Here is a 22,724-nt window from a genome sequence, read left to right on the forward strand (position 1 = left end):
ACGATGGGGCGAAGGCGGCAGACATAGCTCTGGAGCATGCTGCGGTATCTTTGGCCTGAAGCCGAGGAAGGCGGACCGTGGCTTCCGCGCCGCTGCCGGGAGCCCGCGAACAGGCCAAGTGGATCAGCCGGGTGTTGCCGTCATAGAGCGTGAGACCCAAAGCTGGCCAGCCGCGCCCTGAGGCTGACGCACCGCTCAGCGTCCACCTTGCTCTCGAAGCCCATCGGCATAGCGCCGATAACGACTTGACCGCGTGCGTGTCGACGAGCGATCGGTGAGCGCAAGGATCGAGGGTGCAGTGCAGGATAATGCTGTTTTAAATCAGCGCTGTTTTCAGCCGACTGCCTTGAGCGTGGCACGAGGATATAGGCCCAAGGCAGGAGATCATCGTCTGCTGTTCGGGAGGCCGCCCTGGGCGCGCGACAGCCGTTCCTTCGGCTGCGCCGCTCCGCCACCATCCGCGCCGTGCCTTCCGGAGACCATTCCCGCTACCGGCCGGCGCCCGTGAAAACCTCGACCCGGCGCACCGGCTCGAGATGGCTGGGCTCAGCGTAACTCTGAAGTCGTCATATACCGAAGTCTTCACAGACTTCGGACATCCCCCTCACAGTCCGATCCAGATGGCGTCAGGAACACCGCTTGCGTTGATGCGGATGAACCCCTGCTTGTGCCACAATGACCCTTATGTCAGCGCGCGAGCCAAAGCTTCCGCGCAAGGCGACGGCTAGGATAAGGCAATGCCGACGAAGGGCACATTGCTTGCCACACTCTGGAATGATGGCATGCTCGGAAGGCCTAGGCTTTGCTCAGGGCCGCCTGCAAGGCGCGCTTTGAGGTTATTCACATAGCCTTCTGCGTAGTCCTGCGCCGTCGAGACCGAAAGATCAATGCCTGCCGCCAAGGCCTCTTCCATCAGGTGCTTTACGAGCCCATTTCGAATGGCCAGCTTGACCTCGGGGCCTGCGATAAGGCCGATCGCCTGCGCGGCCATATTGAGGCCAGCTTCCTCCAGCGCTCGCTTCATATCGCCTCCGTTAATGGCCGTACGCAGGAGATTGGCTGCTTGCGACTCAGCCTCGAGAACCATCGAGGCAAGATCGGCTACTTGTCCGAGGCCCGGAATGAAGCTGAGCAGTCCCACCGCCGTTGCCGCCAAGTCGAGCACTTTCGTCTCGATTTTGAGCACGGAGTCGACGACGTGCATGACGGCCCCGCCGTTCTTTTTGGCTGACTTAATGTCAGGCTGGTCCATCAGGCCCATCTTCATGTCCGCGACGGCATTCTGCTCTTCTGCGGTTTGGGCGCCGTGGGTGATTGGCTGCTGAACGTTGCGGTTCGCAGACGACATGTTTGTGCAAAAATGGGCAAAGTCTTTTTTGCTGATATTGCCGGAATCAACCGTATGCCCGCCGCCAAAGTCGAAGAATTTATGATGGGTCTTATAGCCCGTGATCGAATTGTTCAGGAGGCCAAACAAAAGAGGATCTGAAAGGAGCTGAGAGGCTGCTTCCCGCACTTTCGGATCAAGGCTCTTGTCGTCTTTCATTTTCGCCAGTTTGTCGCGAGTCAGAACACCGCTTCCAAAGAACGTGTCCTGATGGTCCTTGATCATCTCGACCGTATTCAGCTCAGTTTGCGTGAGGCTCATCGACGATGAGGCGACTTGCAGGAAATCCTCTTTGTGCATCTTCCCTTTCGAGCCACCGCACAACTGGTTCCAAGCATCGGGGTGATCGAGGAAATATTGCGCCGCCGCAATGACCTGGGGCGGAAATTTGCCGTTTTTCGATTCGCCGCCGACCATTTTCTTGAACTCATCCAGACTCAGGTCCTTGGACAGATTTTCGGAGTACCGGTAAAACTCCCGCAAGGCATCGCTCAAGGTCATGACCGAAGGCTGCAAACCTCCGCTGCCGTCGGATGGTATGTAGTTCTGCTCGTAGCTTCGCGCTTGGGCTTCCTGAAATGCAGCAACTTGTGGGTGGTGGTTTGAAAATCCGGCCAAGTCCTTGGCGTTGATCTTGCCTCCACAGCGGCCGTCGCCCTGCGAGCCAATCGCATAAAAAAGTCCCGAATCCTGCTGCAGTCCCTGGATCGCCGCTTTCAGATCCGGTGGCGTAGAGGGATCATTGGCTTTGTCGGTCAACGACTTCCAAGTAAGCGGGCATTGGTCCTTGTGACGGTTGAGTACCGCAACAATCTGCAACTCAGCCGTGGTCAGCGACCCACCGTTCCACGTGATTCCGGGGCTCGGCCTGGGAGCCGGCTCGATCTTCGGAGTGACGCCGAGCAGATGTTGGGCTTCAGTCGCCTTGGAGCGTTGCGATTGGTCCTCCTTGAGAGCCGCCCTCATATTTGGCGGCAGCAGATCCAGTGGGTGTTGCTCCAAGCCATTCAATGTCAAGACATCCGGTGCCAGATGGCCCAAAGGGTCCTGCCGCAATTTATCCATTGTCGAATCAAGATTCGACGCTGGCAGATCCCCTTGCGCGAAAGAGCCGGGCTTGTCTGCCAGCACACAAGTGGACAGCATCGCTTCGAAGCACGATGCACTTTGCTGATGCTGGGTCGCAAAATGGGAAACTTTCAGGCCCGGCCAACCCCTTGCGGACTGTAGCGAATTTGAGCGGTAGAAAGTTGAAAGATTACTGGCCGACATTATGCATCCTCAGACGTGACGTTGAAATCCCCACAAGAGACCCCGACAGAAGATCCCTTGCGTTTCACAAAATTCGACAATTCCAAGCGTCGGCAGGTCACGAATGCGCCTGCCCTGCCTTCAATTGCTGTGTTCCGGGCCGGCTCCAAGGTTCGGTCCAACACAATGGCCGGAGTCACCGCGAGAGCTGCCGGGACTCATCATGAGCGGATTAGCTTTCGAGAAACTGACGAGTTTGCGAAGAGTTCACAAAGGGGTAGCCGCAGTCATGTTCTTCAGAGCTGCGGGAAATCCTCAATGTTCATTTCTTGCCCAGCTCAGGCTTCCCGCCAACGCTATCCTGTTGTGGGATGTCAGAAGAATAAGAAGCATCCGGTCGTCCGTCGCGAACGACCGTAGTGGAGGAGCCGCGAAACAAGATCAGCACTGATTCCTTTGGCGTTGCCGCTATGTGAGTCTGCGCCTGCGCCTGCGCCACCAAGCCGTTAAAGGTCTGCTCCACGAGTGCGACGAAGCGCGGTGGACCGGAAACGAAGACGAGGCCATTGCCTGGCACGGGTTTGACCACATAGCGCTCGTCGGAGATATCAAGCTTGTCGAGAGCCCCCTTGAACGCATCGAAGCGAATCGACGTCATCAAAAGCATTCGAGTTTGCGATTCTTGTGCAGCAGACACATAGAGCACAAGGCCGTCATAGTACCATTGTAGACCGTAAAGGTTCGTCAAGCGGTCGAGGAACGCGCGCGGTGGCAAATCAGGCATACGTCCGCGAATTCGCCCCTTCACCGCAGGACTGATGTTGACCCTGATATTCAGGTTGTTGCCGAATTCCTGCAACGCTGCAGCGAGCTCCTGATCCAGAACCGTGTATCTATAGGGTGTCGCCGGAAGGGACAGCGGGACTGCATGCGCCGGGTGAATCCCGGTGGACAGAAAAAACCCGGCACAAAGAAGTCTCAAAACATGCAGGGTGACGGGTTGGATAAGCGTTCTCGGCATGTCGCACTGATAAACCAAACGCTGAAATCATCACAAGTGACTAAATTGCCGAAGAGATTTTAGATTGTCGAAATGACGCCGCCGTTAGTCAGCTTGTTGTCAGCTTGCCCCCCTAGGAGTGTTGCGCCGACACCGGGTGATGAATGGGCGGGGCTCGCCCGGTCAGAGAGAGCAACCGAGTCCTTACATGATGATGCCTGTCACGTCGATCTCTGCCACTCTAACGGCTGGCCTCCCCAGGGTCGGATCACCGTCGATTGTCGAGCAGGCCCAGTTTGAGCGCGCCTTAGGGCATGCAGCCGACTCGCTGAAAAACGATGCCGCCGCGGGGCCAGCGAGTGCGGCGCCAGTTGCTGCGGCGATGGATGTTCAGCGCGCGGCTGCGCCGACGAGCGGCATGGGCGATCGCGTGTTGCAGACGATTTCCTCCCTATATCCACACAACACTGTTTCCTTCCCCGCGCTCGACCATGACATAGCCCTTTCGAAGGGCGCTCTACCGGGACCGGCGCAGAAGCTTCCCGTTCCAGGTGAGGCGGGAACCGGAATCTCGGGCATTCCCCAACAAGGGCAAGACTTCGAAACGATGATGGCTGGTCTTCGGGATGTTTACAACGGCGTCACCCAGGTGGCGCTTATCTCCAAAGGCGTCAGCGGCGTCACATCATCCGTGAATAAACTTTTGAAGGAAGGCTGAACCGCGCGCATGATTGGCTTGGCCGAGGGCGAAATCATGCGTGGCCTGTCAGGGTGGCGGTCGGTTAGACTTGTCATGCTGCCAGTTCTCGTCGCCCTCACTGCTTGCAAAGCCGACCTCTACACGCAATTGCAAGAGCGTGAGGCAAATGAAATGCTCGCACTTCTTGAAGACAACGGGGTCGCCGCGATCCGGGTGGTCGCCAAGGATGGAACCAGCACGATCCAGGTTGACGAAAAGCTGCTCGCCTTCTCAATCAACCTTCTGAACGCCAAGGGGCTGCCGCGCCAATCCTTCAAGAACCTCGGTGAGATATTCCAAGGATCAGGCCTGATTGCCTCGCCGACCGAAGAGCGTGCCCGTTACGTGTATGCCCTGAGCGAAGAGTTGTCGCGGACGATCAGCGATATCGATGGCGTTTTTTCTGTACGTGTTCACGTCGTGCTGCCGCATAACGACCTTGTGCGAGCCGGTGCCACGCCATCCTCGGCCTCGGTGTTTATCAGGCACGACGCAAAAACAAATGTCGCGGCTCTGCTGCCAAAGATAAAGATGCTTGTAGCCGACAGCATCGAAGGCCTGTCCTACGATAAGGTGGAAGTGGTTTTGGTGCCGGTAGAACGTTCCGCACACGAGCAACGGCCCGATCCGACTGCTGTTTTGCCACAAGCATCACTACCTCTTCCTGCGCCACTTCTGGCGACCGTAACAGGTTTTGCCGCAGCCGTATTCGCCGTGGCCTGTTATCTCTTGATCGGCGTTGTTACGCGTCGGCGCAAGCAATCAACCGGCGTTTCCAAGGTCGAGGGGCGCCGGGATGCTTCTGCTGTCGAGGCCATTCGCAAAAGAATGCCTGCAATTGGACGTGGGTGACATCTCATTGCCAATGCCTATACAGACCGCCCGACCTGATGGTCCGCACTTTCCGGGCGCGAGCGAGCTTGCGGCTTCGGCCCATCCAACCCGTCTTGCGGCGCGTCTTGATCCAGCGTTATCGGCCGAAACGTTAGTGAAGTTGCAGAAGTGTTCCAGACTGCATCCAAGGCTGGCAGAATTGCTGGGCAACGATGACGTGGATCTGAACCACATCGGCTGCAGGCCGGACCTTCTACGCGGGCATGATCCATATCGAGCGACCCTTCTTGCTGGTAGTATCTGGCATGCCCGTTCGCTGGTCGCGTTTGTCTCTCAGCCTGAGCTTGCCATCCTTGTTAAACGCATCGGCGTGGATGCACACGCATTCGGAATCCGACACCTGCTGCATGCTGTTGACAAAAGACTGATCTCGGACCCAGAAAAACTCGCTCAGCAAATCGAATACGATGGACACGCATGTCTTGGAGCTTGGCTCCAGGACAGTTCAGCGACCGAGCGTAACCGCGTGCTTCTTCGATTGCCCGAGGGGACTGCCGCGGAGACTCCAGCACATGAGCATTGGACCGCCGCCGGCCAATTGCTTTCACTTGTAGTAGCTCATTTTGAGACAGAGACCCCGGTGAAATGACAGTCGAACTTTCCGAGGGGCCAATAGCGCCGCAGATGCGTCCAGTCGGACCACTGATACCCGCGAGCGAGCTCGAAACCTGGCACAGCGCCGCGCAAGCCCTTGCCGCGGCAGAACGGCATCGGCAGCGCGTTCGAAACTGGGCACGCGCGGTTTACCAGCGGGCGTGGGCGCGCGGCCACATGGAGGGCTCGAATGCAGGCACCGAGGAGATGGCAGGGTTGATTGCGGAGACAATCTCCGAAATCGCGCGACGAAAGGCGGCTCTGGAGCAGGAATTGCCGCAGCTCGTGATGGAAATATTGAGCGATCTTATCGGCGCTTTCGATCCGGGCGAGCTATTGGTGAGGGCTGTTCGTCACGCCATAGAGTGTCAATACAGCGGCGCCGACGTTTGCCTTCATGTTTCTCCCATGCAAGTCGACATGCTTGCACGAGAGTTTGCTCGATGCGACGGCCAGGATGGTCGACCAAGGGTGCGGATCGAGCCCGACCCGACATTGTCGCCGCAACGCTGCGTGCTGTGGAGCGAGTACGGCAATGTTGACCTTGGACTTGACGCCCAGATGCGCGCGCTGCGCCTTGGTTTCGGGACGCTCTGTGAGAAAGGCGAGCTATGAGAAAGCCCGTCCCAGAACATAACGCTGACGCCCACACTCGAGCTCTCGTTCCAGCAATCTCGTCTTTGAGGGCTGCGGCCAAGCGAATTGACACGCGTGCGGTGCGCGGTCGGATCACGCGGGCTATCGGCACACTGGTTCATGCCGTCTTGCCAGACACTCGTATTGGGGAACTTTGCCTCCTAGAGGACCCGCGAACCGGGCTGTCGCTCGAGGCCGAGGTGATCGGCCTGTCGGGTGATGGTGTATTGCTGACACCGATCGGGGACTTGGTGGGCCTATCCAGCCGCGCAGAGGTCGTGGCCACTGGCCGAATGCGTGAGGTGCCCGTCGGCGGCGATTTGCTCGGTCGCGTGATCGACAGTCGTTGCCGCCCATTGGACGGCAAAGGCGAAATCAAGACCGTCGAAACTCGGCCCCTGCATGGCAGAGCCCCCAATCCGATGACGAGGCGCATGATTGAGCGGCCATTCCCGCTTGGGGTCCGTGTCCTCGATGGTCTGCTGACGTGCGGCGAGGGCCAGCGGATCGGGATTTATGGCGAGCCAGGTGGTGGCAAGTCGACGCTGTTGTCACAGATCGTAAAGGGTGCCGCCGCTGACGTCGTCATAGTGGCGCTCATAGGCGAACGTGGACGGGAAGTTCGTGAATTCATCGAAAGGAATCTTGGTGAAGAGGGCCTTCTCCGTACGGTCGTCGTGGTTGAAACATCCGACCGCTCGGCGGTAGAGCGTGCGCAATGCGCTCCAATGGCGACTGCGCTCGCGGAATATTTCCGCGATCAAGGCCTACGCGTTGCTCTCATGCTGGATTCGCTGACGCGCTTCTGCCGCGCTATGCGCGAAATAGGCCTTGCTGCGGGTGAGCCGCCGACGCGACGGGGCTTTCCTCCTTCCGTTTTTGGCATGCTGCCAGGCCTGCTCGAGCGCGCCGGCATGGGTGAGCGGGGCTCAATCACGGCCTTCTATACGGTGCTTGTAGAGGGTGATGGCACGGGTGATCCAATCGCCGAGGAATCGCGTGGTATTCTCGATGGCCATGTCATCCTCTCACGCGCTATTGCGGCGCGATCGCATTTCCCCGCTATTGATGTGCTGCAGAGTCGCAGCCGCGTCATGGATGCAGTCGTTTCGGGGACACATCGCAAGGCAGCATCCATTTTCCGCGAGCTCCTGTCGCGCTATGCCGAGACCGAGTTCTTGATCAATGTTGGCGAATACAAGCCAGGTGGAGATCCCCTGACTGACCGGGCTGTCGCGTCAATCGACGAACTGAGGGAGTTTCTGCGCCAGAGCGAAGATGACGCGTCAGATTTCGAGGAGACGGTCGCATGGATGTCGCGTCTGACCGCGTAAACTGGATTCAGTCTTCGAGTATACGGCTTCTGAAGGAAATGCAAGAGCGTCGTGCCCTTGGCGAGCTGTCCAAGAAGGAAGCCCAGCGCGATGTGGCCGCCTCAGCCGTACAAAATGCCTCTAGGGAGCTTGCAATGATACAGCAACATTGTTCAAGAAAAGAAGCAGCGCTCTATCAGCATCTGATGTCACTCGACAACTTGTCTAGCGCAGCGCTCGACCGTCACCGCCTTCACACTGAACAACTTGCCGCTGAGATCAATTCCAGACGGCAGATGCTTGATGATACCCAAATCGCTCAAGAGGAGGCTGAGATGGCGGCGTCCAGGACGAGGGAGCTATGGGTCATATGTTCGGCGGCAAGGGACAAATGGCAACAAATCGAGGACGACGTGCGGCGCGCCGTCGAGACTCATTCGGAGGCCGCAGCCGAGATCGAGGCCGACGATGAGATACTGCTGAAATATGCGAGGGGGTCGCTTGCCTAAATGCCGCGCAACCGGATCCGACGGTCGCAAGAGGTCGTCCGAATGACACGACCGTGCAGTCTTTGATAGGCGCTGCGGTCACACCCGCCATGTTCGAACCAGTTCTGAAACTGTCCCACACGGTTGTCTCGTGGCTCAATGATACAGCAGCGCCGCGCACGCCGTTTCAAAGCCGGATCAACGAGGTGCCGCTATCGGTGCGAACGGCAGGGCTTGTCTGGCAGCAGGAACCTGCTGCCATTCCGATGCTTGACTGCGTCTGGAGAGTGGGAGCCGAAACGGTCATCTTGTCACTGTCGCGCCCGCTCGTAGAGGAGTTCATCACGACAGTGCAGAACGGCTTGGCCTTCCCTTCCGAGCCAACTGCTTCGCTAATTCTCGAACTCGCTCTGGAGCCGCTTGTCACTCGACTGGAGGAGACGACGCGTCTGAACGTGCAACTCGTGCGGGTATGCGAAGCCACGATGCTGGCTCCTCATCTTGAACTCGACATCATTTTCGGCGCGGTCAAGGGCAAGGGCCGTCTATTCCTGTTCACGCCACTTGACGGCTTAGTACCGCCTGCGTTTCGCGCGCTAGGCGAACTGCTTGCCCAGTTGCCGCGGCAGCTGGGCGGGCTGCCTCCAGAGCTCCCGCTCATTGTTGCAGGAGAGGTCGGCACGCTTCGCCTTCCTGCGGCGCTTCTTCGAAGCGCATGTGTCGGTGATGCATTGTTGCCCGATATTGCGCCGTTCGGCCGCGGCCAGATCACCCTAGCTGTCGGCCAGTTGTGCGCCGAGGCGGATCTTGACGGCGATGAATTAATCTTGCGGGGGCCTTTCCGCCCGCGACCGTGTCCTTTGGAGAGTGCGCATATGACACAACCCGGATCGCAACTGGAGCTTACTAAGGATCTCGACGATGTCGAGATCGTGCTTGTCTTTGAATGCGGCCGCTGGCCTATTTCTCTTGGGGAATTAAGAAGTGCCGGCGAAGGGCATATTTTTGAACTTGGATGGCCGATCGACGGCCCGGTCGACATAGTGGCCAATGGTCAGCGTATCGGGCGTGGCGACATTGTCCGCATCGGAGAAGAGCTGGGCATCAGGCTCCGTGGCGGGTTTGCATGCAATGAGTGAAGCTCAGCCGACAATCCTGGCGCTTCTTGCGGTTACCGCCGGACTCGGTCTGCTGGTTTTAGCAGTTGCCACGACAACGGCCTTTGTAAAGGTATCAATTGTTCTTTTCCTCGTCCGCAATGCGCTCGGGACCCAGACCATACCACCCAATGTGGTGCTGTACGCCGCGGCGATGATCCTCACTATGTTCGTTAGTGCGCCCGTTGCTGAGCAGACCTATGACCGCATGTCGGATCCCAAGCTCCACTATCAGACATTCGACGACTGGGTAAGCGCCGCTAAAGCCGGAAGTGAGCCCTTGCGCGAGCATCTCAAGAAATTCACAAATGAAGAGCAGCGGCGATTTTTCCTATCTTCGACAGAAAAGGTCTGGCCAGAGGAAATGCACGCTGCAGCCACGCCTGATGACTTTGCAATACTTGTACCATCTTTCTTGCTATCAGAATTGAAGCGCGGATTTGAGATAGGATTTCTACTTTATCTGCCTTTTATTGTTATAGATCTGATAGTGACAACTATCTTGATGGCAATGGGTATGTCGATGGTCTCACCAACTGTTATATCTGTTCCGTTCAAGATCTTCTTGTTTGTTGCCATTGATGGTTGGTCAAAATTGATGCATGGGCTTGTGCTGAGTTATACGTTACCGGGAGGCTGATCATCACTGAATCCAGCATCATTACTCTTATGAGCCAATCACTGGTGGTTTTCATGATCTGGATTCTACCGCCGCTCATTGCATCAGTGGTTGTCGGCCTCGTCATCGGCATCCTCCAGGCGGCGACGCAGATCCAGGATGAAAGCTTGCCGCTCACCGTGAAGCTTCTGGTCGTTGTCGCGGTGATTGGGCTGTTTGCTCCTGTGCTAAGCGCCCCGCTCATAGAGCTAGCCGATCAGATCTTCACCGAGTTTCCCGCAATGACACTTAGCTACTAGTCCGCCCCATGGACGCGCCATCGGCCGATATTCAAATTCTGATCCAGACGGCTTTCGAACTCGTCGTTGCGGCAGGTCTTGGGGCAGCCCGCGCGATGGGCATCATGCTGATCTTTCCCGTATTCACACGCTCGCAGATCAGTGGGCTGATCCGGGGCTGTTTGGCTGTTGGCTTCGCACTACCATGCCTGGCACACGTCAGCGGCGGATTGCCGGCGCTGGATCCTGATACGCGCCTGATCCAGCTAACCCTGCTCGGATTCAAGGAAGTTTTTGTCGGTGTACTCCTTGGCACTTTTCTTGGCATTCCGCTTTGGGGCCTTCAGGCTGCCGGGGAGCTTATCGACAACCAACGCGGCATCAGCAGCCCGACCGCTTCGGCCGATCCCGCGACGAACAGTCAGGCTTCCGCGATGGGCGTTTTTCTGGGGATCACTGCGATTGCCATATTCGTCGGATCAGGAGGCCTGGAAACTTTGATCAGTGTCCTGTACCGCAGCTACTTGATCTGGCCGGTGTATCAGTTTCACCCGACACTGAGCGGGCCAGGAGCAATGGAGTTGTTGGGGCTTCTCGACAGCATAATGCGCACGGCATTATTGGTTTCGGGGCCTGTCGTGTTCTTCCTGATACTGATTGATATATCGATGATGCTGCTGCGTCGCTTTGCCCCGCAATTTAAGGCGAGCCAACTGTCTCCGGCAATCAAGAACATTGTCTTTCCAGTTCTCATGGTCACCTACGCTGCCTATCTGGTGGAGAGCATGAAACTGGAGGTCACACGTGCCAACGGCGTGCTGGAGTGGTTCGACAAATTGCTGCCATGAGCGACACAAGTGAAGAGAAGACACACGCCGCCAGCCCGAAGAAGTTAAGTGAAGCGCGCAAAAAAGGACAGCTGCCACGTAGCTCCGATTTCGTCCGCGCGGTCGGGACTTGCGCTGGGCTCGGCTACCTTTGGCTAAGAGGCAGCGTGATCGAGGACAAATGCCGGGAAGCGCTCCTATTAGCCACCAAGTTGCAGAGCCTACCTTTCGATACCGCGGTGCCGCAGGCATTGGTTGTGCTCGTCCAACTCACAGTCGCGGCTGTTGGCCCGCTGCTTGGAACCCTTGTCGCCGCGGTGATTTTGGCCAGCCTGCTAGCCAATGGTGGATTTGTCTTCTCTCTGGAGCCGATGAAGCTCAGCTTTAAGAAAATTGACCCCTTTGAAGGGCTGAAGCGCTTGGGGTCTGCTCGTTCCATGGTCGAAGTCTGCAAGACCATGTTCAAGGTATTGGTTCTCAGCGCAACCTTTTCCATTGTCCTTCTCGGGATGTGGAAGACAATGGTCCCTCTGCCGATCTGCGGCATGGGCTGTGTTGGCCTCATCTTTATGGAGACAAAATTGCTGATGGGAATTGGCGCCGGCGCACTGCTGGTCGGCGGACTGATCGATCTTCTGCTCCAGCGCGCGTTGTATCTGCGCGAAATGCGCATGACCAATACCGAAGTGACGCGCGAGTCGAAGGATCAGCAAGGAGCGCCAGAGTTGAAAGGTGAACAGCGTCGCATCCGCGAGGAGGCGGCCGACGAGCCTGCGCTTGGCGTGCATCGCGCCACGCTGGTCTTAACAGGAAGGGCGGTCCTGATCGGTCTGCGTTACGTTCGCGGTGAAACCGGGGTGCCGTTCTTAGTTTGCCGTGCCGAAGGTGAGCGCGTTTCACATGTGTTGAGCGAGGCGCGGGCACTACGCCTGACGATCGTCCATGACCATGTCTTAGCGCGTCAGCTGATAGGCACTACAAAACTCGGCCACGCGGTTCCTATGCAATATTTCCAGCCTGTCGCGAAAGCATTCTTTGCCGCAGGCTTGGCCTAGTCATGGAAGTCCACGACTGCCCAGTTCAAAACTGACCTGGCTCCATGCTAGTGGCAAATGTCGGCTGGCCATCCGTGCCCCAGTGTCTCTGTCAGGCCAACCGCGCAACCGCGGGCCTGGGGCAATCACTCCCCTCGGATCTGCCACCCAGCAACTACGGCAAGTCCTCCGGGCATGACCTTGCAGCCTCTGCTGGCCGGTGCGTGGCGCAGTCCGAGGTTTTGAGGCCGGCAGTGCGGATTTGATTGGTGCAGCCGTTGGAATGCCCTCGTCAGCTAGTCGTCAACTAAGCGCCCTATGTTGAACAGCCGTGCTAACTTGAGCTCGGTTGCGAAACATAGGAGTACGAATCGTCATGTATGGTCGAATTGGTGGCTCATCCGATAGTTACCGCGCGCATAATGCCGGCGAGCAATCGGATGCAGGAAGCGAAGGGTTCGCGGACACATTTGCCCGAATGCACTTATCCGGATCGGAAGGTAGCGGCGCCTCATCATCGGCGGCTCCCCAAGCATACTCCCTCAATTCCCGACCTCCTGTGGTGGAGATCAACAGGACTTCCTTCAGGAGACAGGTGAGGCAATTTCATGGTGATGAAATCACGCACATCGCCGACAATCCTCAAGAGTATTCGGAGTTCGTATCGTCACGAGCCAGGCGCACCGCGGACGTTGCTCAGCAATATGGCATCCGTCGAGATACGGAGCACGCGCGATATTTCAGTTACCAATTGGGAGACCGGAGTGCCGGACTGCTGAGAATGGAAGGCGGATTCAGCATGAACGAGTTCGAATCGGAAAGTTGGCGGGAACAATTTCCTGGTCGAACTGAGGTCACTTCCATAGTGGATCTTCAAGTCGCCCATCCGCTCGTCGAAAATGCGGGCGATATTCTGCTGGAGCATCAACTTCGGATAGACGGCGACCGACCGTTGCTGAATTGGCGTGCGGCTAATCCGGAAGCACAAGCGCGCGCGCAGACGATGGGGTTTGTTGAAGTGGATCATGGCGACCTGGTGCTTGACCCTACGCAGCATCCCGACAAATGGACGAAGAACAGTGCCGGTGAGTGGCAGCGTGCAGGCAAACCTCCACTCTATCTCCACAAAACCGAGGATAGCGACAGCAGCGATAGCGGGTCCGACGACGATTTCATGTGATTTGTCGACCCGCCGCCGAGCCTTGCAACTGGTGACGGTTGCAAGGCTGTTGGCAGTGAATGCTAATTGTCCGGCGACAGCCCCGCCTTAGCGCCAGCGCCGCCGAGCAATCCAGCCCATCTCCCAGACAATAAACTGCGGATGCGCATCGTGGGTGCTTGCGAGCGGATTGTATTCGGGCCGGAACTCCGCCTCTTGGAACCGAGCTCTCCCGAATCCAATTTTCTCCACCACACCGTTGGGTCGTTGCGATGCGCCGATCCCGATCGGATCGGCTATGCCTGCTCCGCGCTCGCAGGAAGACCTTCCGCCTCGATCTTGGCGGCGCGATCTCGGCGATAAGTTGGATGGGAGGCAAGATACGCCGCCACGTCAACAGCCGGTAACGCGACATCGCAAATCGGCCCTGACGGTAGCCGATCGACTCCAATCGCCGGACCGCAACTCGCGCAGCGGCATTCGCGGTTTGGCCAGGAGAAATGCTCGCTGACTCACAGCGTGGCCGGCCGCATTCTGAGTGCCCTGTCATGCAGCCTGCGCCGACGGGAGCTCGGCACGCGAATGGCGTGGTTGGCGGCCAAGCCCTGAGGTCAACAAGGACTTACAGAAAGCGGGGGTGAGTTTGCCGCGATGAATTATGACCTTCTCGCGACCGGACCTAGCATCGGCTTCCTCTCGCTCTCGATTGTAGCCGCGCTGTTCGTTGGATTTAACGTGGCAAGCGGTGAATTCGGAATCAGCCAGCCCTTCCAAGTTTCTGGCCATGACGGGGCGACTCGTGTGGATGTGCACCCACATCGGGCTCGGCATCGCACCATTGACCAGCATCTTGGGCTGCAGCTTCATCTCAAACAGCTTTCCTGGCTCGCCACGCAGCGCGACCGGTGCCTCCGGCGGCATCAATTCGTCGGCATTGCACAAATGTTCCAGGTATTTTTGCGCCGGAAATGCGTAGGTCTTCATGCAATCAGTCGTAATGCCGGCTTTTCCTTCATTCAATGCGTTGGCCTGTCCCAGCACCATGTTCAGCAACCCTTTGAGCTGGTCTGTGCGTTCGTGCACTTTGGGTAGCTGGGTGGAGGTGAGTAGCAGGCGTACATTACGCCCCTGCAACCCGGCGAGACAGGTTTGCATCTCAATGGCCTGGGCTCGCAGGTACTGGGCCACATCGTCCACGACCTTACCGGCCTCCTCAGGCTTCATCTGGCGCACTTGGGAGACGACGCTTTGCTGACCGGCCAGATCGAACTGCAAAAGTTCGTCCAATCGTTTGAGCCGCTCCGTCAATACCTCCATTGACAACGCGGCGCCCCCGATTGTCGAGCCTGCCCCCGACGAACTCGCAGCCACCTCTTGCGCTCTCACCTGTGTACTCGCAACTTGATCCGAGCGCGCGAGAACCTTGGCTGCTGGCACTGTGCCGGCGTTCGCAGCGACTGGTGTTGATGGCTGCCCGGCGGCAGAAGTCCCGGCGCGAGCTGCCGACTTATGCTTTGACTTCCCTTTCCTTCGCGCTGTAGTGCCTTCTGACACTGCAGCCGTACCAGCAGTGTCAGCCGGTATCGCAGCGCCTGCCCTGGCCGGCATCGCAGCGCCCGCCTGGGCCTGTGGCGCCATGATGGCTGACGGCGGAGACTGCAGGTTCAACAAGTGCATGGCATCGTGCGCAGTGATCCATGCATCGTCCACGATCCGTTCGAACAGTTTCAATGGGAGGCCGGCATCTGGGTAGGTATGGCTTAGCTTGGTATGCACCTCGTGCAACGCCAATCCAAAATCCGAAAGCCGCTCCATGATTTTTTCTACAACCGCGCAATCATGAGCGTTGAGTGTTTTGCCATCATCCATTATGCCCTTCGCCAAAGAGAGGGCGCGAAGAGCTTCTTGAGCGGCGCTTGCCATCAGCTGCACCACTCCATTTCGACCGACGAGGAGTTCCTTCAAATCTGGCTCGAACCTGCTCGCCCGCAGTTCAATCTTGGCCCGCGCAAGACCGATCCGCTCACGGACCAGCCAGATCCTGACACTCAGTACCGAGCCGGCACGCAGCCGCAGTGCGCACCGCTCGGCTTCCCGCATCACGGGCGTTCCACTGGATAGGCTAGCGGTGGCAGCGCAGGCGGATCGCTGCCGTTCGGAGCGCCATGCCTTTTTTTCCCACCACTTAATTGCCGCCGTATGGTGGTTCTCCACATTTAAAATCAACAGCTCCTGCCGGTCCGCCTGGGAGTAGGAGTAGAGTTTATCGACCATACCTGCCGCTTTCTTGGTCTTTTTGTCCAATTTCGTGATCGTCGACAGGCCAAGTTTGTCTACTTCATTCGCGGCGTCGCACACGATCTGGCAACATCTACGCACCTTGTCGTCTGGCATAATTGTCTGCGCCTCAGCCGCAGGCAGGCTAGCGCGGTACTCCAGAATTGCTGAGGCTGCATCGACGACCCCACTGATCAGCTCCACCGCCTCCTCGGGGACGTCGGTTTTCCTGGCCGCAGCCTCGCAATCAGTCAGTTGTTGAACAAGACTGTTCATTCTGAGCTGTGTCGGACTGATATCTTTATTTGACGATGAGCTGGTGCCTTCCACCTGCGCGGTTGATAGTTGGCTACCGACCGGCGCCATGGCTTCGCCCTCAGACATGGAGGGAGAACCGCGCCGCCTTGCGGCTGCGCCACGTGGCGCTACGGTTCCGCGTGGTGGCGCAGCGGCTCCACGTGGCGGTGTGTTCAGGATTTGATCTTCGCCAATCGAGGCGCCTGGCAGACTTTCGCGGGCATCGCCTGGACCGCGCGCAACTGGAAGGGAGGAGGGCCTCCTATCGGCGTCCCCAGAGCGCATCTGCTCCACAACGGAATCGAATGACTGTCCACCTTCTCCCGCAGCAAGACTTGATTGCGAAAGGGAACTGCTCGCCCGCCCCGCGCGGCTGGCTCCAGTTTCAGCCTGCGATTTCCGTGGTCGGCCAATGCCCTTCATATTGCGTCTCCGTAGTAGGCGAGAATGTGCTGCTATTGTGCTGGCGGCTGACGAGACCAGCGGCATCTTTCGGTTAACGTCACGGTCAGCCAGACCCGCGACGGCGTAATGTTCCCGCCAAAGTGCTTCTCAGTAGCAGGCCAAGATTGGCCCGAGCTCACAGGACTTTCGCAACGTTGCCATCGATGTCCTGAGATTATCAGCGCTTCAGTCCGCCGATTTCCAGGAACAGCGAATGAAATCAGACCAACTCGGCTAGCTCCCCTTCCTAGACACGTGCCTGACGATTTTATTGATGCGTCACTCCTCTCGTTCGCCACCGACAAAGTCACACATTTGCTTCAGAGAAGCGTGTGCGTTGCGTATCACGCGGACCATTTCGATCTATAGTTACAAAAAGTGTCGAGACGGGACCTTTGGATCCGAAGGTCAGGCACGGCCGGCCTAGATAGACCGCTTGGCTGACGATTAGCTGACGATGGGAGTTCTCACGAACAGGGCAAGAAAATCCGACCGCTTCAAGCTTTCGATATGGTGAGAAGAGGATCCGCACCGGCCTCCCAAAGCCGGCAGACCATCCCATGTTCGTACGGTCGCCGACCTTCTCGAAGCCAATGAGCTCACCGCGCCGGGCCGTGATGTGCAGGCGAGAGAATGGTGATGCAAAGACCGAGTTCCTGCTCGTTGCGTGCGCCCGTGGAGCCAGCAAGAATACGGTCATTGCGGTCATGCAGCACGTGGACCGTGTCTCCTGTTCGACACCACAGCATCGAGGATGCAAACGAGCTGCTGCGGCTGCCATTCGGTCGCGGCATGCGTGGACGGCGGGATTGGCCGAACAGCCGAGATCGTGGTCGACTGTTCGATGCGAGAGCAACATCCTGCAGAGCATACGTTTTTGCGCTGGCCGGTTTTTGTCAAAAGCCGTCAGGTTCTCGAAAGCTCCCGCCCTTAGCTTGATCGAGGCTAACCTTTAACACGTCGCCGCCAATGGCAAATGCCGGAGTACCTGATGATAGCAGCAATTGGGAGTGGAGTTGGCAACCTCGGGACTTCCTTGATCCGAAAGGGCCATGGGGATTCGAAATCCGAGCATTCTGGTGATGGCAAGCCGGCTGATGGCAATGATGGCAAGCCAGCTGGTGGGAATGATGGCAAGGCAGCTGGCGGGAACGATCGGGCGGATAACCGGACCGTTTCAAATGATCAACTTCAAGACAACTCACAGTCTGCAGCACAAAGTGAAGCCTTCCAAAGTATCCTGCGATCGTTCGCGTTCCAATTCGCGAACGATGCGATGGCTGAGGCCGATGAAGCTTTGGATGACACAGAAGATGCCTGACGCGGGAAATCCGGCGTGAGGTCATACAGGCCGTTATTGACGGCACAACTCCAACAGAAAAAGGAATGATCATGGCTGCAGTTGATAATAATAAAAAATCAGGCAATACCAATACCAGTAGCGCCGGCAATACCGATAAAACTAACAGTGGCACTCCCGGCAATACAAGCGGAGCTGATGCTACTGCTTTTCAGGCGCAAGTGCAGGAACTAACCAATGTTAGCTTGGAGGCGACGAAAAGGAGTGTCCAGTTGCGCACTCTAACGACCAATCTCCAGACCATCAAGAAGGCCGCCGACGAACGCGTTTCGTAATGTCGGAAGCGGGTTTTAGACTGCCCCCTAGCGCGTCTCCTTATTGACGCGACGTAGTCCCGAAATGAGCCGCATGGCAATTGCCATGCGGCTTCTATCCTGTTTGAGAGATGCTCTGTGGATGACGCCGTTTCCCTCCGTTTCGAAGTGCGTTCGGGGCACTATTGCGGTCTGACCGGCAAGACGGATCTTCAAAAGTGTTTAATCGGCAGCGGCTTCGATGCCGATTTGGTCTTTGTCGAGCAGGGACTGGCACCGCATCACCTTCGTGTAACTCTTCTTGGCAAGTCGATCGAACTGGAGGCGCTTGCACCCGGACTCAGTATCGAGGGCAACCGGAATATCGCCGCAGGCCAGTCCGTTGTTGTGCCCCTTCCTGTCGTCCTGCTCGTAGGCGAGATGTCCATTGCTTTGTCCGTGCAGGATGCAGAGCCGCCTGGTTCGACCGGCATACCGCGCCTACCGATCGGTGTGCTCGCCATGGTCATAATCAGCTCACTCGGGATCGGCGCGCTTTCAGGCACGATCTCCTATCTTGGCAATGCAAGTGGATCGAGCCCCAATTCACTTCGGGCTGAAGTCGCGTCCAGAACGATCAGTCACCGCGCTGACAATGAACTTACGGAGGCAGCGGCCCAAGAGCTGCAGGAGGAAGTCGATCGAGCGGGTCTTCTCGACGTCAAGATTGGGTCGGCAAAGGGTGTTGTGACCGCCGAAGGCACCGTCACGTCTGAATCGGTCATCAGTTGGCAGAAGCTTCAGCAATCGTTCGATCGTCGCACCAAGGGTACTCTAACACTGGTGAACGGAGTGCTCATCAAAGAGGAGAAGGCGCCATCCGCAATCGCGGTCGAAGCTGTGTGGCATGGGGTCCAACCATATATTGTCATCGACAGCGAGAAGTATTTTGTCGGCGCCATTTTGGCTGATGGATGGGTGGTCGAACGTATTGAGGACAGCCGTGTGCTGCTGAGCAGGAATGGCCGCATTGCTGCTCTCCAATATTGAAAGCTCGCAGGCCCCATCAAGCAGCACTCTATGGCCAGCCAAACATCCTGTCGCGCTCGGTGCTGACAAGCTGGCTGCGTTGGAAACATTTGCTGCCCAGCCATTTCGCGCCTGCTTGTGGCTCTCATGCAGGGTCACGCGCTGGCCAAGGCTGAGGCGCCTTCGGAGTTCGAAAGCCACGTTTCATGGCGTAACAGCAGAGTAAGTCTCAACCGATTGCAAAGGTGTCTCGATGGCCAACGTCCTGCGTGACTTCATCAAGCGTGCGCCGGCCAGCCCGGATTTAATGGTTGCGTTGATGCTGCTTCTGGCTGTCGCGATGATGGTCATGCCTATCCCGGTCGTGGTGGTCGACGCCCTGATAGGATTCAATATGGGGTTGGCCATACTGCTGATGATGGTTGCCCTGTATGTCAGTACTCCACTTGATTTTTCCTCTTTGCCCGGCGTTATTTTGATTTCCACTGTATTCCGTCTCGCGCTCACGGTCGCAACGACGCGACTGATCCTGGCCGAGGGGGAGGCCGGCAGCATTATTCATACTTTTGGCGATTTCGTCATTTCAGGCAATATCGTGGTGGGTTTCGTCATATTTCTGGTCGTCACCATGGTGCAATTCATGGTCCTCGCGAAGGGTGCCGAACGGGTGGCAGAAGTGGCGGCGCGTTTCACGCTGGATGCTCTGCCGGGCAAGCAAATGGCGGTCGACGCAGAGCTACGCAACGGCCACATCGATGCCAACGAATCCCGCCGGCGGCGCGCCGAATTGGAGAAGGAAAGCCAACTCTATGGCGCGATGGACGGCGCGATGAAATTTGTGAAGGGCGATTCCATCGCCGGGCTGGTGGTTATCTGCATCAACATGCTGGGTGGAATTTCGATCGGCCTGCTCTCCAAGGGCATGTCCTTCGGCGAGGTACTGCATCACTACACTCTGCTGACGATAGGCGATGCATTGATATCGCAGATTCCGGCCCTTCTGCTCTCCATTACTGCGGCGACCATCGTCACCCGTGTGACTGGGACGGCGAGGATCAACCTCGGTACAGAAATGGTCAGTCAGCTCACGGCCAGCACTCGAGCCTTGCGACTGGCGGCCGGCGTCCTGGTTGTAATGGGGTTCGTTCCTGGGTTTCCCCTCCCCGTCTTTCTGATGCTGGCCGCAGTGTTCGCTGCGGTAAGCATTGTCAAGGCTGATGTGCTGGGCGCCGGCACTGCCGATGCGAAAGGTGGAACTGCAGCGGAGCCTAAGCAAGCCGCGCCTGCGAAGGAATTCCCGATCGCATTTTTTCTAGCGCCAGATCTTATGCAGGCGGTCGATCAAGCCGAATTGCAAAAACATATTGGGCGCGTTTCGCTCCTGGTCACAGCCGATCTGGGCATTATCGTTCCTCGCATCCCTGTCTTGGTTGACGAGCAGCTGCCTGAATCGCAATTCCGAATTGATGTCGAGGGCGTGCCAGTCGAACAGGACGCCTTAGATCCAAACCAGATGGCGCTCCGAGCCGATGTAGCGCACGTCGACTCGAGCGGTGTCCCCCTTAGACGTGAGCCGAAAACGGACAGACTCCCGGTTGAACATACCCCTGCAAAGGCCCTTACGGGCGCCGGCACGGAGCATAGGGCTCCCGGCGAACTCCTCGCCTTGCGCGTCCATGCAGCGTTGACCCGCTACGCACCGCGATTGGTGGGCATCCAAGAGACCCGACATTTCCTGGGCCGAATGGAGCAGGAATATTCTGAGCTTGTGAAAGAGGTGCTACGCACGACGCCGATTCCTCGGATTGCCGATGTTCTGCGCCGCCTCCTGGAGGAAGGTATCCCAATCCGCCACACCCGTCTCGTGTTGGAGGCATTGGCCGAATGGAGCGAGCGTGAGCAGAACGTTGCCCTGCTGACGGAATATGTCCGTTCTGGTTTGAAGCGACAGATCTGCCACCGCCATGCCAACACGGAGGGCATCGTGTCCGCCCTGGTCGTCGAGCGCGAGAGCGAGGATGTGATGCGTGGCGCGGTTCGAGATTCGGATGCAGGCCCCTATCTCGCACTGGAGGATCGGCAAAGCGAAGCGATGCTATCACAGATACGTCAGGTCCTTTCGAACGCAGAACCGGGTCAAACCCGCCCTATTCTGTTGACGTCGATGGATGTCCGACGTTTCGTCCGCGGCTTTCTGACGCGAAACGGGGTTGATCTCGCCGTGCTGTCTTATCAAGACCTCGCCTCCGACTTTACAATTCGCCCCGCAGGATCCGTCACACTCCCGCACGGATCGAACAGCGGATTGTTAGAGTAGTCCCACCTTTCCTAACTGAACGCCACGCGCCTCCCCGATAACTGAGAGATAACATGAATAGTAATACAGTTTCTCCATCGCCTATGTTTCTGCGCCGGAACTCACTTCTTTTTGCCGTACTCGCCATTCTGCCTTTGGGCGGTTGCGCCAGCTGGCAAAAGCCGGCTCTTTCCGTGCAGGAGACATCTTCCCCCGAGTTGCTCAGCGCCGATCAAATCGATCCGGCTATGCGCGAACGCATTTTGCGCGAAGTTGGTCAGGATGTTCAAGAGCGGGCTTTGCGGGATGAGGTGAAGCAGCACCCGGACAATGTTGATGCGGCGATACGACTTACAAATGCCTTGGTGGGCCAGAAGCGCCCGCACGAAGCGGTTGAGGTGCTCGACAGCGTCTTGGTTGCAGCCCCAGGAAACGTACGTGCATTGAATGCGAAGGGCGTGATTTTGGACATTGAGGGGCGGCATGACGCGGCACAGGCCCTGTATCGGCGAGCTCTCGAAAACGAGCCAGGCAATCAGATGGTGCAGCATAACTTCAATCTGTCGCTTGCCTTTAACGGCAAGTCCGAACAACCAAGGTTAGCACGATCGCAATAGGTGGGCACAGTGCATGCGCAGCCTGTTCCCCGGCTCGAACACGCGCTCGGCTCCCATCATAGATGGCCCCCTGAAGAGAGCCATATCTATGCAAAACAGTTGCTCCAGATCTGGCCGGCAGAGATCGGCAGGAGAGCCGGATGACATCACGCGGCCACCCGCAAGGCCACCCGCCTCGCTTCGTTGCCAGAGCGCCCTCTCCCTCGCCGGTCACCGTCTCGCAATGCGGCGACCTGGCTTAAGGCGGTCGACCGAGCGCCCGATGCAGTAGCCATGAATACGTAACGCAGCGATGGACCCGCCGGATCGTGTCGCGCTTGTGCTGGCCGTCCCTGCCATTACAGCACGGTGATTGTAGCTGGATCATATTCTAGAGGCATCGATGGTGTGGATGCCTTCGATCCAAACAATCGATTTGTTGAATTCGTCCGCCTGAGGAAATTAGCTGCGGCGATCCGACTTCCGACGCCTGCAGGCGCAAAACCAACAGCGTGAGCGCTGCGGGTCCGGAGGCAGGCTGCAAAGTGCAATCACCAGCGCTGATAAGCGGCAAGTGAAGAATGTATCGCTCGGGCAACTCCTGTGTTGTGCACGGTTGCCCCGCGAGGTGAACTGTAGCAGCTTGGCAGCTCAGCGTTCACGAAAGGAGAAAAGATTTGGGGCCAAGCAAAGACCGGCTTTTTTGATTGTCTTGCTGTATCGCTATGGTGGGGCGGGCGCGACCGCTCCCATAATTCAATACGCTGCCTTTAGCGATGGACGATGACGGGATGCGTCGCCGAGACTTCAATGGTG

At 57.6% G+C, this 22,724-nt stretch carries 20 protein-coding genes; 17 read left to right on the forward strand and 3 right to left on the reverse strand.

Annotation, left to right across the window (positions count from 1 at the left end):
* Positions 1–724: 724 nt before the first annotated feature.
* Both P9230_RS30805 and P9230_RS30810 read right to left on the reverse strand, forming a co-directional pair.
* A complete protein-coding gene (locus tag P9230_RS30805) occupies positions 725–2,659 on the reverse strand; it encodes an HrpF/NolX family T3SS translocon protein (RefSeq protein ID WP_024505366.1) in 1,935 nt (644 codons plus the stop codon).
* Positions 2,660–2,960: 301 nt separating this feature from the next.
* Complete coding sequence (locus tag P9230_RS30810; RefSeq protein WP_024505367.1) at positions 2,961–3,659, reverse strand: secretin N-terminal domain-containing protein; 699 nt, start codon at positions 3,657–3,659, stop codon at positions 2,961–2,963.
* 187 nt (positions 3,660–3,846) lie between these two features.
* Between P9230_RS30810 and P9230_RS30815 the strand changes: the two genes are divergently transcribed.
* The 12 genes from P9230_RS30815 (at position 3,847) to P9230_RS30870 (ending at position 13,397) form a co-directional block, all read left to right on the forward strand.
* The gene (locus P9230_RS30815) at positions 3,847–4,356 is read left to right on the forward strand and encodes a nodulation protein NolB (protein WP_024505368.1); all 510 of its coding nucleotides are present in this window, start codon (positions 3,847–3,849) and stop codon (positions 4,354–4,356) included.
* Positions 4,357–4,392: 36 nt separating this feature from the next.
* Positions 4,393–5,229 carry a type III secretion inner membrane ring lipoprotein SctJ gene (gene sctJ / locus P9230_RS30820; RefSeq protein WP_272483026.1) on the forward strand — a complete coding sequence of 279 codons (837 nt, stop codon included), beginning with the start codon at positions 4,393–4,395 and terminating at the stop codon, positions 5,227–5,229.
* The gene (locus tag P9230_RS30825; RefSeq protein WP_306462320.1) at positions 5,222–5,860 is read left to right on the forward strand and encodes a nodulation protein NolU; all 639 of its coding nucleotides are present in this window, start codon (positions 5,222–5,224) and stop codon (positions 5,858–5,860) included. The genes sctJ and P9230_RS30825 overlap by 8 nt, the downstream gene beginning before the upstream one ends.
* On the forward strand, positions 5,857–6,480 hold the full coding sequence (sctL, locus tag P9230_RS30830) for a type III secretion system stator protein SctL (protein ID WP_024505371.1): 624 nt from the start codon (positions 5,857–5,859) through the stop codon (positions 6,478–6,480). The genes P9230_RS30825 and sctL overlap by 4 nt, the downstream gene beginning before the upstream one ends.
* Positions 6,477–7,835: a type III secretion system ATPase SctN gene (gene sctN, locus P9230_RS30835; protein ID WP_063169268.1), complete on the forward strand. Its 1,359-nt coding sequence runs from the start codon at positions 6,477–6,479 to the stop codon at positions 7,833–7,835. Before sctL ends, sctN begins: the two co-directional genes overlap by 4 nt.
* Positions 7,811–8,323 carry a hypothetical protein gene (locus P9230_RS30840; RefSeq protein WP_063169269.1) on the forward strand — a complete coding sequence of 171 codons (513 nt, stop codon included), beginning with the start codon at positions 7,811–7,813 and terminating at the stop codon, positions 8,321–8,323. Before sctN ends, P9230_RS30840 begins: the two co-directional genes overlap by 25 nt.
* Positions 8,324–8,412: 89 nt before the next feature.
* On the forward strand, positions 8,413–9,441 hold the full coding sequence (gene sctQ, locus P9230_RS30845) for a type III secretion system cytoplasmic ring protein SctQ (RefSeq protein WP_095769044.1): 1,029 nt from the start codon (positions 8,413–8,415) through the stop codon (positions 9,439–9,441).
* Positions 9,434–10,099, forward strand: coding sequence for a type III secretion system export apparatus subunit SctR (sctR, locus tag P9230_RS30850; protein ID WP_029354851.1), 666 nt, complete (start codon positions 9,434–9,436; stop codon positions 10,097–10,099). Before sctQ ends, sctR begins: the two co-directional genes overlap by 8 nt.
* A gap of 2 nt (positions 10,100–10,101) precedes the next feature.
* Positions 10,102–10,377, forward strand: coding sequence for an EscS/YscS/HrcS family type III secretion system export apparatus protein (locus P9230_RS30855; protein ID WP_024505375.1), 276 nt, complete (start codon positions 10,102–10,104; stop codon positions 10,375–10,377).
* An 8-nt stretch (positions 10,378–10,385) separates the two neighbouring features.
* Positions 10,386–11,204, forward strand: coding sequence for a type III secretion system export apparatus subunit SctT (sctT, locus tag P9230_RS30860; RefSeq protein WP_063169270.1), 819 nt, complete (start codon positions 10,386–10,388; stop codon positions 11,202–11,204).
* Positions 11,201–12,238, forward strand: a complete 1,038-nt coding sequence (locus P9230_RS30865) for an EscU/YscU/HrcU family type III secretion system export apparatus switch protein (protein WP_024505377.1) — start codon at positions 11,201–11,203, stop codon at positions 12,236–12,238. The genes sctT and P9230_RS30865 overlap by 4 nt, the downstream gene beginning before the upstream one ends.
* A gap of 355 nt (positions 12,239–12,593) precedes the next feature.
* Positions 12,594–13,397, forward strand: coding sequence for a hypothetical protein (locus P9230_RS30870; RefSeq protein ID WP_024505378.1), 804 nt, complete (start codon positions 12,594–12,596; stop codon positions 13,395–13,397).
* A 525-nt stretch (positions 13,398–13,922) separates the two neighbouring features.
* Here P9230_RS30870 and P9230_RS30875 read toward each other — a convergent pair.
* Complete coding sequence (locus P9230_RS30875) at positions 13,923–16,037, reverse strand: hypothetical protein (protein WP_224570035.1); 2,115 nt, start codon at positions 16,035–16,037, stop codon at positions 13,923–13,925.
* Between the two features lie 1,348 nt (positions 16,038–17,385).
* Here P9230_RS30875 and P9230_RS30880 point away from each other — a divergent pair.
* From P9230_RS30880 to P9230_RS30900, 5 genes are all read left to right on the forward strand, one after another.
* Positions 17,386–17,715 (forward strand): hypothetical protein, encoded by a 330-nt coding sequence (locus P9230_RS30880; protein WP_081714433.1) that lies wholly within the window; start codon positions 17,386–17,388, stop codon positions 17,713–17,715.
* 71 nt (positions 17,716–17,786) lie between these two features.
* Positions 17,787–18,029: a nodulation protein NopA gene (locus P9230_RS30885; RefSeq protein WP_224570034.1), complete on the forward strand. Its 243-nt coding sequence runs from the start codon at positions 17,787–17,789 to the stop codon at positions 18,027–18,029.
* A gap of 117 nt (positions 18,030–18,146) precedes the next feature.
* Complete coding sequence (locus P9230_RS30890) at positions 18,147–19,037, forward strand: hypothetical protein (protein WP_024505382.1); 891 nt, start codon at positions 18,147–18,149, stop codon at positions 19,035–19,037.
* A 232-nt stretch (positions 19,038–19,269) separates the two neighbouring features.
* Positions 19,270–21,333: a type III secretion system export apparatus subunit SctV gene (gene sctV / locus P9230_RS30895; protein WP_063169272.1), complete on the forward strand. Its 2,064-nt coding sequence runs from the start codon at positions 19,270–19,272 to the stop codon at positions 21,331–21,333.
* A 53-nt stretch (positions 21,334–21,386) separates the two neighbouring features.
* Positions 21,387–21,929, forward strand: coding sequence for a tetratricopeptide repeat protein (locus P9230_RS30900; protein ID WP_082826568.1), 543 nt, complete (start codon positions 21,387–21,389; stop codon positions 21,927–21,929).
* Positions 21,930–22,724: the final 795 nt, after the last annotated feature.

This window comes from Mesorhizobium sp. WSM4887 (genome assembly GCF_029625865.1).
In the GTDB taxonomy this organism is placed as follows: domain Bacteria; phylum Pseudomonadota; class Alphaproteobacteria; order Rhizobiales; family Rhizobiaceae; genus Mesorhizobium.

Excerpts from the sequence above, each read along its gene's own strand:
- P9230_RS30810 (WP_024505367.1), bottom strand. The coding sequence starts at position 3,659 with ATGCCGAGAACGCTTATCCAACCCGTCACCCTGCATGTTTTGAGACTT.
- sctV (WP_063169272.1), top strand. The coding sequence starts at position 19,270 with ATGGCCAACGTCCTGCGTGACTTCATCAAGCGTGCGCCGGCCAGCCCG.
- P9230_RS30900 (WP_082826568.1), top strand. The coding sequence starts at position 21,387 with ATGAATAGTAATACAGTTTCTCCATCGCCTATGTTTCTGCGCCGGAAC.
- P9230_RS30870 (WP_024505378.1), top strand. The coding sequence starts at position 12,594 with ATGTATGGTCGAATTGGTGGCTCATCCGATAGTTACCGCGCGCATAAT.
- sctL (WP_024505371.1), top strand. The coding sequence starts at position 5,857 with ATGACAGTCGAACTTTCCGAGGGGCCAATAGCGCCGCAGATGCGTCCA.
- sctT (WP_063169270.1), top strand. The coding sequence starts at position 10,386 with ATGGACGCGCCATCGGCCGATATTCAAATTCTGATCCAGACGGCTTTC.
- P9230_RS30805 (WP_024505366.1), bottom strand. The coding sequence starts at position 2,659 with ATGTCGGCCAGTAATCTTTCAACTTTCTACCGCTCAAATTCGCTACAG.
- sctQ (WP_095769044.1), top strand. The coding sequence starts at position 8,413 with ATGTTCGAACCAGTTCTGAAACTGTCCCACACGGTTGTCTCGTGGCTC.
- P9230_RS30880 (WP_081714433.1), top strand. The coding sequence starts at position 17,386 with ATGATAGCAGCAATTGGGAGTGGAGTTGGCAACCTCGGGACTTCCTTG.
- P9230_RS30865 (WP_024505377.1), top strand. The coding sequence starts at position 11,201 with ATGAGCGACACAAGTGAAGAGAAGACACACGCCGCCAGCCCGAAGAAG.
- sctJ (WP_272483026.1), top strand. The coding sequence starts at position 4,393 with ATGCGTGGCCTGTCAGGGTGGCGGTCGGTTAGACTTGTCATGCTGCCA.
- sctN (WP_063169268.1), top strand. The coding sequence starts at position 6,477 with ATGAGAAAGCCCGTCCCAGAACATAACGCTGACGCCCACACTCGAGCT.
- P9230_RS30840 (WP_063169269.1), top strand. The coding sequence starts at position 7,811 with ATGGATGTCGCGTCTGACCGCGTAAACTGGATTCAGTCTTCGAGTATA.
- sctR (WP_029354851.1), top strand. The coding sequence starts at position 9,434 with ATGAGTGAAGCTCAGCCGACAATCCTGGCGCTTCTTGCGGTTACCGCC.
- P9230_RS30885 (WP_224570034.1), top strand. The coding sequence starts at position 17,787 with ATGGCTGCAGTTGATAATAATAAAAAATCAGGCAATACCAATACCAGT.
- P9230_RS30815 (WP_024505368.1), top strand. The coding sequence starts at position 3,847 with ATGATGATGCCTGTCACGTCGATCTCTGCCACTCTAACGGCTGGCCTC.
- P9230_RS30875 (WP_224570035.1), bottom strand. The coding sequence starts at position 16,037 with ATGTCTGAGGGCGAAGCCATGGCGCCGGTCGGTAGCCAACTATCAACC.